Genomic DNA, 12,842 nt, shown 5'->3' with positions numbered 1-12,842 from the left:
AAAGACCGGTGTGCCGATTCGCACAACCAGTCTGTAAGCGATTTATTCGTAAGACATTAATGAAAACAAGTCGTACTGCTTTAGTTTATCGCGGCCGCCTATATAAGCCAATTCGATCAAGAAGGCAATCCCGACCACTTTCCCGCCAAGTTGCTCTACCATTTTAGCCGTTGCCTCAATCGTACCCCCTGTTGCGAGGAGGTCATCGGTAATGACGACGCGTTGGCCTGGCTGGATGCTGTCTTTATGGATGGTTAAACAGTCTTTTCCATATTCAAGACCATAGTTGGCTTCAATGACTTCCCGAGGCAATTTGCCTTTTTTCCTGACAGGGACAAAACCGATTTCAAGTTCAGTCGCGATTGGGCAACCAACAACAAAGCCACGTGCTTCAGGGCCAACAATGACGTCTGCTTGTTTTTCTTTTGCATAAACGGCAAGTTCTTCCACAGCGCGCTTGTAGGCTGTGCCGTTTTGCATCAGCGTCGTAATGTCTTTAAAGCGTATGCCCTCTTGCGGCCAATCTTCGACAATTGTTATATATTGTTTATAATCCATTTAGGATCGACTCCTCTTTTGTTTCAGCGCTCCCATCGATGGCAGCCTGGAACCATTCTTTTAACTGTTGATAAGAAGCAAAAACAAATTCATTCTCAAGCCATGCTTTTTCCTGCTTGGCTTGGTAGGTCGGCGATGCAGTCAACGCTTTTTTTTCAGGGTTTTCTACTGCTTCAACGATGCCGTCGTCAAGCTTGATAAAACCAAGTTCTAAAAATACAGTGGTCATAAATTCGACCGTGCGGGCTGACCAGCCTTTGTGCTTTTCGAGCTTCGCGCCGAGTTGATTCAGTGAAAAGCGTTGGTTTTTCTTAATAAAACCATAATACCATTTGAACTGCTCGCGGTTTGGATTCGTTTGAAAAAACGATTCTTCTTCCTCAGAGAACACAACATAAACACGGCTTGGCTCCCCTTTCTTAGAAAACAGAGTTTCCAGTTCAACCCGGTTGCTAGGCAAATCGAGCAACACGACGTAAGCTTTAAAAAAGGAAGGCGCTTGCCGGTAATCATATACGGGTACGTCCAACCCAAGTCTTTCTTTTGTCCCTTCTTGAAAGGAAATAGCGACGAGTTTTTCACGAGGCAAGTCAAGCAACCGGCTGTTTAAACGGTTTGGCTGGATGCTGCGCCAATCAAATAGTTGCCACTCCAATACGGCAAGATCGTCAATAATAAGTTGTGGCTTTACTTTTCCGTTCCATTCATTCAACGATACCGTTCCGATGGCAGATAACTTTGCATGTGGCGTGATCTCTTCAAACAAATGCCCCATTCTAAAGGCAATTCCGTCAAGCGGCTTTTGGGCGCCAGTAAATTGGATTTTTAAATGGTTTTGGTTGCTGCCAATCCGGCGCATATCGGAAATATGCGCACCCTCAACAAGTACAATCGGTTTACGGTTGGCAACGCCAAACGGGGCAAGTGCCTGCAACTCGCCAATCACTTGAACGGTTACATCCTCCACTTCTGCAACGAGGTCTATATCCGTGGCTGGCGTAAGCATGTCGTCCGTTAGTGTCTCCTTGGCTTGCTTGATTAAACGAGAACGTAAGTCGTCAATGTCCTCGGTTTTAAGTGTCATCCCTGCCGCCATCGGGTGTCCGCCAAAATGAGGAAGTATATCCCGGTTATTCGCCAATTCTTGGTACATGTCAAACCCTTCGATGCTTCTGGCTGAGCCTTTGGCAAGTCCTGAAGATTCGTCAATGCTCATGACAATTGTCGGACGGTAAAACTGCTCTACAAGGCGAGAAGCGACAATCCCGATGACCCCTGGATTCCAGCCTTCCTTCGCTACAACGATGGCATGGGGGATCTTTGTGCCATAGGTTGTTTCCACAAGGCGAATCGCTTCTTCTGTCATTTTGCTAACAATTGCTTGCCGTTCTTTATTGAGGCTATCGATTTCTGTGGCTAGCGCTTTTGCTTCTTCTTCATCATCAGCAAGGAGCAGCTCAACGGCTGGATTAGCAGAATCGAGCCGCCCTGCTGCATTTAGACGAGGGCCAATCGCAAAGCCGATATGGTCGGCATCCATTGCTTCCTGCTTCATGCCGCATACTTCCTTTAAGGCACGGATCCCAGGGCGGCCGCTTGATTCAATCGCGCGAAGCCCCTTTTTGGCCAGCAGCCGATTTTCATCAATGAGAGGCACCAAGTCGGCGATCGTGCCGATCACAGCGTAATCGAGCAGCTCTTCAGGCAGGCGCCCGAGCAAAGCGTGTGCAACTTTAAAGGCAACGCCTACGCCAGCAAGCTCTTTAAATGGATACGGACAACCAGGCTGCTTAGGATTAATGATCGCCAATGCTTCTGGCAAAACCGGCGGCGGCTCATGGTGGTCAGTGATAATAAAATCCAGGCCGATGTCTTTGGCATGGGCAGCTTCATTCAAAGCAGAAATGCCTGTATCGACTGTTATCACTAAGTGATAACCTTGCCTTTTTGCAAAGTCTAGCGCTGGGCAATTGGGCCCGTATCCTTCTGTAAAACGGTTTGGTATATAGTAATCACAGTCGGCGCCATACGTTTGTAACGCTGTTAGCATCACGGAAGTCGAACTAACGCCATCAGCATCATAGTCCCCAAAAACAAGAATGCGTTCTTTTCGTTTGACTGCGAGGGCAATTCGTTCAATCGTTTCCTCCATCCCTTTCAACAAAAAGGGATCGTAAAACGTCGGCTCTTCGTAGTGTAAAAAGCGCTTGGCCGCCTGGACGGTTTGGATTCCCCGGCGTACAAGAAGACGGGCCGTTAACATCGATACACGCAGCTCGTCTGCGAGCTCTTGCGCCAACAGCTCGTTTTGTTCTAAAATGCGCCATCTTGTTTTTGATTGCAACATATGTAAAAAACACCCCTCGACCATCCTATTATACAGGAGGGGCTAAGGGGTGACAACGCATTTCAATGACTCTGTTTTTTCATGTCTTTTTTTTGACGGCTGCTTTCATCTGGTTGATCTGCATTTGCTTGTTTTGCGGTACGCAGCCGCTTGATTTCAGCATTTAATTGCATTACTTTCATTAGGGACATCATCCCTGCGACAATCGCTCCTAGTAGCACCGAGCCCAAAATGACTAGAATCAATGGCCACTGTGCTTTTACCACTAACAGATTAACTGGTACGCTTTCCACATTTAACACCGCAAACACAGCAATGATAATGGCGGCAATAATGCCGATAATAAACGCTGTCTGTGCTTTCATGTCAATCCCCTCCGCTCAAATGTACTCTTCTTCCGTTTTCTTTGGTTTGTTTTTTAGTTTCTTTTGCCGCTTCCACTCCCAGACAAGCCATATTTGCGCACAAAGGAACATCGAAGAATAAGTACCGGCAATCAATCCAATGACAAGAGCCAATGAAAACGAGCGGATCGCTTCGCCGCCGAAAATCAGCAATGCCACAGCAGCAAATAGCACGGTCAATACCGTATTGATCGAGCGTGTTAACACTTGAAGCAAACTTTTGTTTACAATTTGCGCCAAGTGCTCAAAGCTTTTAATTTCCTTCTCCTTGTTAATATTTTCCCGCATTCGGTCAAACGTAACAATCGTGTCATTGATTGAATAGCCAACCACAGTAAGCACTGCCGCTATAAAAGGCACATTAATTTCAACTTGGAACAAGCTGAACAAAGCAATAATGATAAAGGCATCATGGAGCAAGCCAATAACCGCTGAAACCCCATATAAGAAGTGAAAACGGAAACCGATATAAATGACAATCCCTAATGAAGCGATCAATACGGACAAAATCGCATTGCGAGCAAGCTCCTGGCCGACGAGAGGCGACACTGTACTGACGTTAGGCGAATGGCCGTATTTGTCTTGGAAATAAGTTTGAATCGCGGTAATTTCATCTTTGGAAAGTTCCACTGTAAACCGAGCAGTCGCACTTTGGCTTTGCTCGCCTCCAAGTGTAATATTCGGCGTGTACGATTCATTGATTGCTGCAAAGTCGTCCAGTAATTGTTCTTGCGTCAATGTCTGATCCGCTTGAATTTCCACATTCGAGCCACTTTCAAAATCAACGCCTAAGTTTAAACCAAACGTAAGCAACAACACAATCCCAAGGACAATTGACAAGCCCGAGCCGATAAAAAAACGTTTTCGGTGTTTTGTCAAATCGACATTCCACTTTTCTGGATTAAAGCTCATCAATTTCACCTCTTTTCACGCCAAACCAGCCAGGCCGTTTATTTAAAAATTTGCTGTTCACCCAAAGGCCTAGCAATACTCTGGAACCATAAACGGCCGTTAAAAAGCTGACAAGAATGCTAATAATGAGCATGACCGCAAAACCTTGCACGGAGCTCGTACCAAAATAAAACATAACCCCTGCCGCAATCAACGTCGTAATATTGGCATCAAAAATCGTTGCAAACGAGCGCCTGCTGCCGACTTTAAAGGCAGATAAAATCGATTTCCCTGATTTAATCTCTTCCTTAATCCGTTCATAAGTAATGATATTCGCATCGACAGCCATGCCAACCCCAAGCACGAGTGCAGCAATGCCTGGCAAAGTTAACACAGCATTCATTGCATTAAAGACGACAAGCACCAAAAATGTATAGATGCTTAGTGTAATGACAGCAATGATTCCTGGGAAGCGATAGTAAACCACCATATACAAAAAGATCAGCGCAACCCCAAGGGAGCCAGCAAAAATCGTTTGGTTCATCGCTTTTTCTCCTAGCGATGCACCGACAGATGTAGAGTAGATCTCATTTAATTCAACAGGCAAAGCGCCTGCATTTAATATTTCAGCAAGAAAGCGTGTTTCCTCCGTTGTAAAATTCCCTTCAATCATTACGTCTCGTGTATGTAACGGGGCATTAACGGACGCTGCTGACATGTATTTAGGGTCTTGTTTTTTTGATTCTTCTGCAAAGCTATCGCCTTCTTCGAAGTCAAGCCAGATGACGAGCAAATTCTCTCCTAGTGGACGTTCAGAAATTTCACGTGTGATTTCGCCAAATTTGTCTGCATCATTTAGCGTCAACGTCACAATCGGCTGATTCTTTTCTGGATGTACCGATGCGCTGGCACCATTTTGGGTTAAATCGCTGCCATCAAGAAGCACGTTGTCATCGACGTCACGGATCGTCAATTCTGCACCAGTCGCCAAAATGTCACGTGCTGTTTCTTGGTCTTCAACACCAGCTAACTGGACACGGATCCGGTTTTCTCCTTCAATTTGAATGTTCGGTTCTGAAACGCCAATTGTATTTACCCTTTCATTCAATGCAGTCGTTGTTGCTAAAAGCGAATCCTGATTAATTTCATCGCCTTCATTCATGGGCTCCACTTCGTAAAGCACTTCAAAGCCGCCTTGCAAGTCAAGCCCAAGGCTGACGTCGTTTACAACAGGCTTTGCAAAATAGGCGATTCCAGAAGCAAACAACGCAATAATGAGAAAGAAAAGCGCAATTTTGCCTTTTTTAACCATAGTCTGTTTATCCTCCTACGCAATCTCGAATCTGTTACTTTTCGGCTGTTGCTTGCTCAAATGTTTTGAACCAGTCAATCGGCTCCTTATACGCATGGACTGTCAACCATGTCATGTACCCTTGGGGCTGAATCGACAGAAGTTCATCAACAAATGCGTAGAAAGGCGTAAATTCTTTTTTACGACGAAGCTTGTCCACTGCATAATTCCACAACTCATCTTTTGTGACACGATTGTAACCAAGCTCGTGGAACTCTTCCTGTTTAATGGAAAGGAGTGGTTCGACGTCTTCCCGCCAACCATCAAACTGTTGTTTCATGCCCATACACATACCCTCTCTTTATAACTTTAAGTATACATATACTAACAAATTATTGCTATTACGGCTATGAAATCGAATGAACTTCATTTTGGGAAAGGCTTGTCATGTCCTGTCCATTGCCGCATAGACATGTATAAAACGCGGTAGACCAGCAAAGAAGGCGGGATTGCCATGAACAAGCAAACCTTTCTAAAAGGCACTTTTATTTTAATTGCAGCAGGCTTTATCACAAAATTACTCGGTTTTATTAACAGAATTGTCATGGCAAGAATGATTGGCGCTGAAGGCGTTGGCCTTTATATGATGGCTGTGCCGACCATGTTGCTACTCCTAACGTTAACGCAACTTGGCCTTCCAGTGGCGATTGCAAAGCTTGTTGCAGAAGCAGAAGCAAAAGGAGAAGTTGGCAAAACCAAGAAAATTCTCGCCGTTGCCCTTGCCATAACAGGTTCTTTGAGCATTGTTTTCACAACGGCGATTCTCGCCCTCGCTCCACTCGTTGCCCAAACGTTATTGACGGACGCCCGCGCCTTGTATCCGCTCTTGGCCGTAGCGCCGATTGTGCCAATCATTGCTGTTTCTTCTGTGTTGCGCGGCTATTTCCAAGGACGCCAAAACATGAAGCCAACCGCTTATTCCCAAGTACTTGAACAAGTTGTACGCATCAGCTTAATTGCCGTCTTTACAGCTGCCTTTATGCCTTACGGACTGGAGTATGCTGCCGCTGGAGCAATGATTTCTGCTGGCTGTGGGGAACTTGCTTCCCTCTTGTATATGCTGTATTTGTTTAAATCACACAAACCGTTCCGACTTCGCCGCCAGTTTTTTTCGACTGTGAAATCAGGACGGAAAACAGCTTCCCAGCTCCTTGCCATTGCCTTACCTACCACAGGCAGTCGTCTAATTGGTACAGTCGCGTTGTTTTTTGAACCGATTGTTGTTGCCCAGAGCCTCGCTTTGGCTGGAGTAGCGACCATTGTCGCAACACAGCAGTACGGCTTGCTCGTCGGCTATGTCATGCCGCTACTCACATTACCAACCTTTATTACGTATTCCCTTTCCGTTTCGCTATTGCCGAGTTTAAGTGAAGCAGCAGCAAATAAACAAAAAGTCCTTATTCACCATCGTTTAGAACAAGCTTTACGAATGGGCCTTTTGTCAGGAGGCATTTGCGTTGTCGTTCTTTATGTATTTGCTAGTGAACTGACCGTGCTTATGTACAACGCTCCACACGCTGCCTCGCTATTGAAAGTTATGGCGCCATTTGCTCTCTTTTTGTACTTGCAAGGCCCCCTTGCTGCTGCCCTGCAAGCATTGGATTACGCCAAAGCTTCCATGATTAATAGTTTTATTGGCGCCATCGTTAAAACGCTTGCGATTTTCGCTTTGGCTTCTAGCCCGAGCTTTGGCATAATGGGAGCAGCTTTGGCTATTGTAACTGGGTTTGTACTCGTGACGCTGCTCCACATTGCTACACTTGCCAAAACGACAGGATTTGTGATCCACGCTGTTCCCATGTTGAAACTAGCGCTGCTCATCGTCATCACTGGCTATGCAGGCATGCAAATAGACACCTATTTATTCAACGGATTGCCTTACGCAGCAAAAGCGCTCGCCAGCATCGCCATAACTTGTATGATCTATGTATTTGGCATTCTTGCCCTTAAGCTTCTTAGCAAAGAGGAACTAAAACGACTTCCATTTATCAAAAAGTTTATGTAAGAAGCGCTTTCCAAACAAAAGCGCTCCTTCTTTGTATTACCAGAAGAATAAGCCCGCTAAGGCAAGACCGGCAATAGCGCCAAGGGCAACCGGATAGCCCCAGCCCCAGCCCCAACCCCAGCCGTAGCCAAAGCCGCGGTTGCCGAGAGGCTGTAAGTAGACGTGTTTATTGTCTACTCGCATAATCCGGCCATAATGGCGCCTGCCATTGTGTTCTGTAATGACGACACATTTGCCAATATGTTGTTGGCAAATGTTGTAATAATTCTCTGCCATGGTATTGTCCCCCTCTTAAAAATCCGTACACAATAGCATATGAGAAGGAACAATAGCCGTGTCCACGCCTGTCACGAGTGCAAATACCTATTTTTATCGGCCAAAGCAAACGGGTGGACATGTGATCACTGTGTTTTTCAAAAAGAGTCAATAAAAAACGATTCTTTGCCTTTAAGCGAGCAATAAGCAATTTTTTTAATATCGCGGTAGCCAAGTTTGCGCAATTGCTGGCGAAGCCATAGCTCTGTTTGACGCAGTTCTCGCAAATGGTCATGCTGGATCGTCCCATCAATGATTAATGGTAAAGGCATGGCCAATGCGGGTCCTTCTTTCTGTAAAGGAGGTGCTACTGTAGGGGGCTTGCTTGTGTGCTGTAGTTTGCCCGACTCGCCTGTCTTTCGTTTCAATATGGCTGCTATCACCAGCAGAAAGATTGGCAAAAGCACCCATAACGACCAAAACGTAGCGATTGCTTCACCGGCAAACAAGGCGAGTGCCAATTCGAAAGGGCCTTGCTGTGTTTGTGTTGTTTCGTTTTTGTATTGCTTGATCAGCACAAGTGCCGCGTAAGTAGCTGCAGCGCGCACAATCATGGCATCCATGCATAGGTCTCCCCCTCTCCTAACATTCCTTATTTGCTACTATGCCCTAAGGGGTTGCTTTTATCCTTTGTCATAGACATGTTCCCAGGTTGGCAAGCATACGAATAGAAAAAACGGTACGAGGAGGACATAGAATGGAAAGCAGACGTTTTTTTCCGGCGGTATGTATTGGCACATTCGTGAGTATATGCATTGCCGTCGCATTCAGTATACTCATGGCTACATTGCTTTATTTGACTTCACTGACTGAACAGTCTGTTCATTGGGTAATGGTGGGGTGCGGTTTTTTAGCCTTGTTTGTAGGTGGCTTTTTTTCAGGAGCTAAAGCAAAAAACAAAGGCTGGCTAGCAGGCGCATTTACAGCGTTTTTGTTTGTCGCCATTCTGCTGGCAATCAGTTACTTAGGCTATAATGAATCCATCACCTCCAACCAGGTGCTCCTCTTTGCAGGCTATTGTGCCATTGCTTCTTTAGGTGGTGTGTTTGGTGTCAATTTTTCAGGCGGGAATTCATAAGGAACTCTTGCTCCTTCACACACAAAAAAGCCCATCCCTTTATTTGAGGGCGTGAGCTTTTGCTTAAAAAGGCGCCTCCCGCTACTTAAGCTAGGCGCTTTCTTGTATTAATCTGATTGCACCACTTCGCGGATCGCGTTACGATCATACGTAAGTTTGCGGTTGTCGTTCACCAACAACACAACAACAGATTCGTCAATCGAGTCAATGACGCCGTGCAACCCGCCGATTGTAATGACTTTATCGCCGCGCTGTAAATTTGCGTGCATTTCACGCACACGTTTTTGTTGTTTTTGCTGAGGACGGATCAGCAAAAAATAAAACAGCACGATAATCGCGATAAACGGAAGCATACTGACAAGTAATTCCATGAAACACCCCCCTTTCCTTGCTTTAACGCCACCTTTTCTAGAGAACTAGAAGTTGCGTGCGTTTTCCTTGTTAAAGCCGTATTCCTCAAAAAACTGCTCGCGAAAATCAAGAAGGCAGTCATCCATAATCGCTTGGCGAACTTGCTTCATTAAATTTAAAAGAAAATAAAGGTTGTGGTACGTCGTTAAACGGAACCCAAATGTTTCTTCGCATTTAATGAGATGACGAATATACGCCCGCGAGTACGTACGGCACACATGGCAGTCACACTTTTCATCGAGGGGACTGAAATCACGCGCGTACTTAGCATTACGGACAACCAATCTTCCCGCACTTGTCATGCAAGTACCGTTTCTCGCTATTCGGGTCGGCAAGACGCAGTCAAACATATCAATGCCCCTTATCGCCCCGTCAATGAGTGAATCTGGCGAGCCGACTCCCATTAAATACCTAGGTTTATCTTCCGGCATTAATGGCGTTGTGAACTCAAGCACATGATTCATGACATCTTTCGGTTCTCCGACAGACAGTCCACCTACAGCGTAACCTGGAAAATCAAGCGCTGTCAAATCATTTGCACTCTGTTTGCGCAGATCTTCGTATTCACCGCCTTGAATGATACCAAATAACCCTTGAACACTGTCTTTGCCTGAACGTTTGTGTTCGGCAAGGCACCGTTCTGCCCAGCGGCTTGTCCGTTCGACCGAAGCTTTCATATAGCTATGGTCGGCAGGGTAAGGTGGACATTCATCGAATGCCATCATAATGTCCGATCCAAGCACATGTTGGATTTGCATCGCTTTCTCTGGCGAAAGAAACAGCTTTTCACCACTCAAATGATTGCGGAAATGGACGCCTTCTTCCGTGATCTTGCGTAAATCACTAAGGGAAAAGACTTGGAAGCCACCAGAATCCGTTAAGATCGGCTTATCCCAATTCATAAACTGATGAAGGCCGCCAGCTTCCTTAATAATCTCTTCTCCCGGGCGAAGCCATAAGTGGTAGGTGTTGCTTAAAATAATTTGTGCATCCATTGCTTTCAAGTCTTCTGGACTCATCGTTTTCACAGTCGCCAACGTACCTACCGGCATAAACATCGGCGTTTCAATCGTGCCATGAGGCGTATGGACACGACCGAGCCGAGCGCCAGATTGCTTACATGTTTTTATGTGTTCATAGGTGATTGCTGCTGTCACTATTTGTCTCCCCTTACGGTCGTATAAACATTGCGTCGCCGAAGCTAAAAAATCGGTAGCGTTCTTTTATGGCGTGTGCATAAGCATCCATTAATGCCTCTTTGCCTATCAATGCGCTAACAAGCATGACAAGCGTTGATTTTGGCAAATGGAAATTCGTCAGCAACCCGTCAATTGCCTGGTATTTATAGCCAGGATAAATAAAGATCGACGTCCAGCCAGATGCCGCTACAAAGGCGCCATGATCGCTATAGATCGTTTCAAGCGTTCTTGCTGAGGTTGTCCCAACTGCGATAATGTTGCCGCCATTCTCCCGGGCAGAAGCCAGCGTGTGGGCCGCTTCTTCTGTCACCTGGTAATACTCGGCATGCATTTGGTGGTCTTCAACAGAACTAGCGCTCACTGGGCGAAATGTCCCCAAACCGACATGAAGGGTAATATACACAATTTTTACGCCTTTTGCTTCGATCTCTGAAAGCAATTGCTCGCTAAAGTGAAGGCCAGCCGTTGGCGCAGCGGCCGAACCTATCTGCTTCGCATACACAGTCTGGTAACGGTCGGCATCTTCTAGCCGTTCTTTAATATAAGGAGGCAATGGCATCGTCCCTAGTTCCTCCAACAATTCATAAAACACACCACTGTAGCGGAATTCGAAAATCCTTCCCCCTTGGGGTTGGACTGCCGTGCATATCGCTGTTAACTTTCCGTCGCCAAAGCTAACCTCTGTCCCTATTTTTACTCGCTTTGCTGGCTTTACAAGCGTTTCCCAACAGTCGCCTTCAAGCTGTTTTAGAAGCAACAGCTCGATGACTGCTTTCGTTTCTACCTTTTCGCCTAAAAGGCGGGCAGGCATCACTTTCGTATCATTTAAGACAAGGCAATCTCCTGGCGAAAGCGCTTCAATCAAATCAGGAAACATCCGGTCGCTTATCGCTTTTGTTTTTTTGTCAACCACAAGCAAACGGGAATTCGTCCTAGTCTTCAAAGGAGTTTGGGCAATTAATTCTTCAGGTAAATCAAAATCAAATTCATTTACGTCCATGTCATCACCTATCTATCTTACGCATTCCAATCAAACTTTTCCTAGCATACATGCGTTTTTCATTTAGCGCAAGCACTTCTAACGGCGGAAGAGTGAGAAAAGCAGGGAAAGAACAATGCTAATAATAATGCACGTCATGATCGGAAAGTAAACAGTCGTTTGCCCGCTTTTAAACAAAAAATCCCCTGGCAATTTGCCGATTGGCAAAAAGCGGCCCAACACTTGCCAAAGAAAACCCACAATGAGCAACACTGCGCCAATCACCATTAATGTTTTACCCATTTTGCTTTTCCACTCCATAATGAGCATAACAAGCCGGCGTCGCTATCCGCCCCCGAGGCGTCCGCTGGATAAAGCCAATTTGCAGCAAGTAGGGCTCATATACTTCCTCAATCGTTGCCGCTTCTTCGCCAATGGTCGCCGCAATCGTTTCTAATCCAACCGGGCCCCCATTAAATTTTTCAATCATGCCTTTTAACAATTTATCGTCAATATGGTCTAGCCCTAACGGATCGACATGGAGCTGTTCAAGGGCGGAGCATGCCCTTTCCAACGAAATAGCAGCCTCCCCTCCTACTTGGGCAAAATCACGAACGCGACGGAGCAGACGATTTGCAATCCGAGGTGTCCCTCTTGACCGCCGCGCCAATTCAAGCGCTGCAGACGGCTCAAGCGTCGCTTGAAAAACGGTGGCGGAACGTTCCACAATTTGAGCCAGTTCTTCAGGTTTGTAATACTCAAGCCTTGCCATTACGCCAAAACGGTCGCGCAACGGGGACGAGAGCATTCCTGCACGTGTTGTCGCGCCCACTAACGTAAACGGCGGCAAATCTAATCGAACCGATCTAGCAGTTGGGCCTTTGCCAATGACGATATCTAGACAAAAATCTTCCATGGCCGGATACAGCACTTCTTCAACTGTGCGGTTCAAGCGGTGGATCTCATCAATAAACAAAACGTCTCCTGGCTCAAGGGCGGTTAAAATCGCGGCCAAATCGCCAGACCGCTCAATTGCCGGGCCGGAAGTAGTCCGCAACTCGCCGCCCATTTCCGCCGCAATAATCGCCGCTAGCGTCGTTTTCCCAAGGCCTGGCGGTCCGTAAAGCAGGACATGGTCAAGCGCTTCTTCGCGCATTTTTGCTGCCTCCATAAACACAGCAAGGTTGTGCTTAACCGTTTCTTGCCCGATATAATCGGCCAATCTTTTTGGCCGTAACCCTTGCTCGCTCTGTTCTTCCAACTCCGTTGCTTCAGCGGAAACAATTCGTTCTTCCATTGTCATC

The 12,842-nt window shown here is 46.2% G+C and carries 15 protein-coding genes; 2 read left to right on the top strand and 13 right to left on the bottom strand.

The genetic code is table 11. The annotated features are described in order from the left end of the window. Positions 1–42: 42 nt before the first annotated feature. The 6 genes from BUC05_RS01265 to BUC05_RS01240 form a co-directional block, all read right to left on the bottom strand. Positions 43–558 (bottom strand): adenine phosphoribosyltransferase, encoded by a 516-nt coding sequence (locus BUC05_RS01265; RefSeq protein WP_011246413.1) that lies wholly within the window; start codon positions 556–558, stop codon positions 43–45. Then, positions 548–2,905, bottom strand: coding sequence for a single-stranded-DNA-specific exonuclease RecJ (gene recJ, locus BUC05_RS01260; RefSeq protein WP_035204527.1), 2,358 nt, complete (start codon positions 2,903–2,905; stop codon positions 548–550). The genes BUC05_RS01265 and recJ overlap by 11 nt, the downstream gene beginning before the upstream one ends. A gap of 62 nt (positions 2,906–2,967) precedes the next feature. Beyond that, positions 2,968–3,270: a LapA family protein gene (locus tag BUC05_RS01255; protein WP_011246411.1), complete on the bottom strand. Its 303-nt coding sequence runs from the start codon at positions 3,268–3,270 to the stop codon at positions 2,968–2,970. A gap of 15 nt (positions 3,271–3,285) precedes the next feature. Next, a complete protein-coding gene (secF, locus tag BUC05_RS21370; protein ID WP_073303973.1) occupies positions 3,286–4,221 on the bottom strand; it encodes a protein translocase subunit SecF in 936 nt (311 codons plus the stop codon). Beyond that, on the bottom strand, positions 4,211–5,512 hold the full coding sequence (gene secD / locus BUC05_RS21365; RefSeq protein ID WP_011246409.1) for a protein translocase subunit SecD: 1,302 nt from the start codon (positions 5,510–5,512) through the stop codon (positions 4,211–4,213). Before secD ends, secF begins: the two co-directional genes overlap by 11 nt. A 34-nt stretch (positions 5,513–5,546) precedes the next feature. Continuing rightward, positions 5,547–5,837 carry a post-transcriptional regulator gene (locus BUC05_RS01240; RefSeq protein WP_011246408.1) on the bottom strand — a complete coding sequence of 97 codons (291 nt, stop codon included), beginning with the start codon at positions 5,835–5,837 and terminating at the stop codon, positions 5,547–5,549. Positions 5,838–6,005: 168 nt separating this feature from the next. Here BUC05_RS01240 and spoVB point away from each other — a divergent pair, with 168 nt between their 5' ends. Continuing rightward, positions 6,006–7,556 carry a stage V sporulation protein B gene (gene spoVB / locus BUC05_RS01235; RefSeq protein WP_035204525.1) on the top strand — a complete coding sequence of 517 codons (1,551 nt, stop codon included), beginning with the start codon at positions 6,006–6,008 and terminating at the stop codon, positions 7,554–7,556. Positions 7,557–7,592: 36 nt separating this feature from the next. Here spoVB and BUC05_RS01230 read toward each other — a convergent pair whose 3' ends face one another. Next, entirely contained in the window at positions 7,593–7,832 is a 240-nt protein-coding gene (locus BUC05_RS01230; RefSeq protein ID WP_035204523.1) for a hypothetical protein, read from the bottom strand. A gap of 137 nt (positions 7,833–7,969) precedes the next feature. Further along, positions 7,970–8,434 carry a YetF domain-containing protein gene (locus tag BUC05_RS21985; protein ID WP_035204519.1) on the bottom strand — a complete coding sequence of 155 codons (465 nt, stop codon included), beginning with the start codon at positions 8,432–8,434 and terminating at the stop codon, positions 7,970–7,972. A gap of 134 nt (positions 8,435–8,568) precedes the next feature. Between BUC05_RS21985 and BUC05_RS01220 the strand changes: the two genes are divergently transcribed. Continuing rightward, positions 8,569–8,949, top strand: a complete 381-nt coding sequence (locus tag BUC05_RS01220; RefSeq protein WP_035204516.1) for a TIGR04086 family membrane protein — start codon at positions 8,569–8,571, stop codon at positions 8,947–8,949. Between the two features lie 107 nt (positions 8,950–9,056). On the opposite strand, the gene yajC is transcribed toward BUC05_RS01220, so the two are convergent. The 5 genes from yajC to ruvB all read right to left on the bottom strand — a co-directional run bounded on the left by yajC (position 9,057) and on the right by ruvB (position 12,835). After that, a complete protein-coding gene (gene yajC / locus BUC05_RS01215; RefSeq protein ID WP_011246403.1) occupies positions 9,057–9,320 on the bottom strand; it encodes a preprotein translocase subunit YajC in 264 nt (87 codons plus the stop codon). Positions 9,321–9,365: 45 nt separating this feature from the next. After that, a complete protein-coding gene (tgt, locus tag BUC05_RS01210) occupies positions 9,366–10,517 on the bottom strand; it encodes a tRNA guanosine(34) transglycosylase Tgt (RefSeq protein ID WP_011246402.1) in 1,152 nt (383 codons plus the stop codon). A gap of 13 nt (positions 10,518–10,530) precedes the next feature. Continuing rightward, the gene (gene queA, locus BUC05_RS01205) at positions 10,531–11,559 is read right to left on the bottom strand and encodes a tRNA preQ1(34) S-adenosylmethionine ribosyltransferase-isomerase QueA (protein ID WP_035204514.1); all 1,029 of its coding nucleotides are present in this window, start codon (positions 11,557–11,559) and stop codon (positions 10,531–10,533) included. 78 nt (positions 11,560–11,637) lie between these two features. Then, entirely contained in the window at positions 11,638–11,841 is a 204-nt protein-coding gene (locus tag BUC05_RS01200; protein WP_011246400.1) for a DUF2905 domain-containing protein, read from the bottom strand. Beyond that, positions 11,834–12,835: a Holliday junction branch migration DNA helicase RuvB gene (ruvB, locus tag BUC05_RS01195; RefSeq protein WP_011246399.1), complete on the bottom strand. Its 1,002-nt coding sequence runs from the start codon at positions 12,833–12,835 to the stop codon at positions 11,834–11,836. Before ruvB ends, BUC05_RS01200 begins: the two co-directional genes overlap by 8 nt. Positions 12,836–12,842: the final 7 nt, after the last annotated feature.

The sequence above is a fragment of the Shouchella rhizosphaerae genome (assembly GCF_900142675.1).
Classification (GTDB): domain Bacteria; phylum Bacillota; class Bacilli; order Bacillales; family Bacillaceae_D; genus Shouchella; species Shouchella rhizosphaerae.
Note: the sequence above shows the minus strand (reverse complement) of the source record. Positions and strands in the feature narration are given on the sequence as shown.

Coding starts and splice junctions, on each gene's coding strand:
- BUC05_RS21985 (WP_035204519.1), bottom strand. CDS start 8,434: ATGGATGCCATGATTGTGCGCGCTGCAGCTACTTACGCGGCACTTGTG.
- BUC05_RS01200 (WP_011246400.1), bottom strand. CDS start 11,841: ATGGGTAAAACATTAATGGTGATTGGCGCAGTGTTGCTCATTGTGGGT.
- queA (WP_035204514.1), bottom strand. CDS start 11,559: ATGGACGTAAATGAATTTGATTTTGATTTACCTGAAGAATTAATTGCC.
- recJ (WP_035204527.1), bottom strand. CDS start 2,905: ATGTTGCAATCAAAAACAAGATGGCGCATTTTAGAACAAAACGAGCTG.
- BUC05_RS01240 (WP_011246408.1), bottom strand. CDS start 5,837: ATGGGCATGAAACAACAGTTTGATGGTTGGCGGGAAGACGTCGAACCA.
- BUC05_RS01220 (WP_035204516.1), top strand. CDS start 8,569: ATGGAAAGCAGACGTTTTTTTCCGGCGGTATGTATTGGCACATTCGTG.
- secF (WP_073303973.1), bottom strand. CDS start 4,221: ATGAGCTTTAATCCAGAAAAGTGGAATGTCGATTTGACAAAACACCGA.
- secD (WP_011246409.1), bottom strand. CDS start 5,512: ATGGTTAAAAAAGGCAAAATTGCGCTTTTCTTTCTCATTATTGCGTTG.
- BUC05_RS01230 (WP_035204523.1), bottom strand. CDS start 7,832: ATGGCAGAGAATTATTACAACATTTGCCAACAACATATTGGCAAATGT.
- BUC05_RS01265 (WP_011246413.1), bottom strand. CDS start 558: ATGGATTATAAACAATATATAACAATTGTCGAAGATTGGCCGCAAGAG.
- spoVB (WP_035204525.1), top strand. CDS start 6,006: ATGAACAAGCAAACCTTTCTAAAAGGCACTTTTATTTTAATTGCAGCA.
- ruvB (WP_011246399.1), bottom strand. CDS start 12,835: ATGGAAGAACGAATTGTTTCCGCTGAAGCAACGGAGTTGGAAGAACAG.
- BUC05_RS01255 (WP_011246411.1), bottom strand. CDS start 3,270: ATGAAAGCACAGACAGCGTTTATTATCGGCATTATTGCCGCCATTATC.
- yajC (WP_011246403.1), bottom strand. CDS start 9,320: ATGGAATTACTTGTCAGTATGCTTCCGTTTATCGCGATTATCGTGCTG.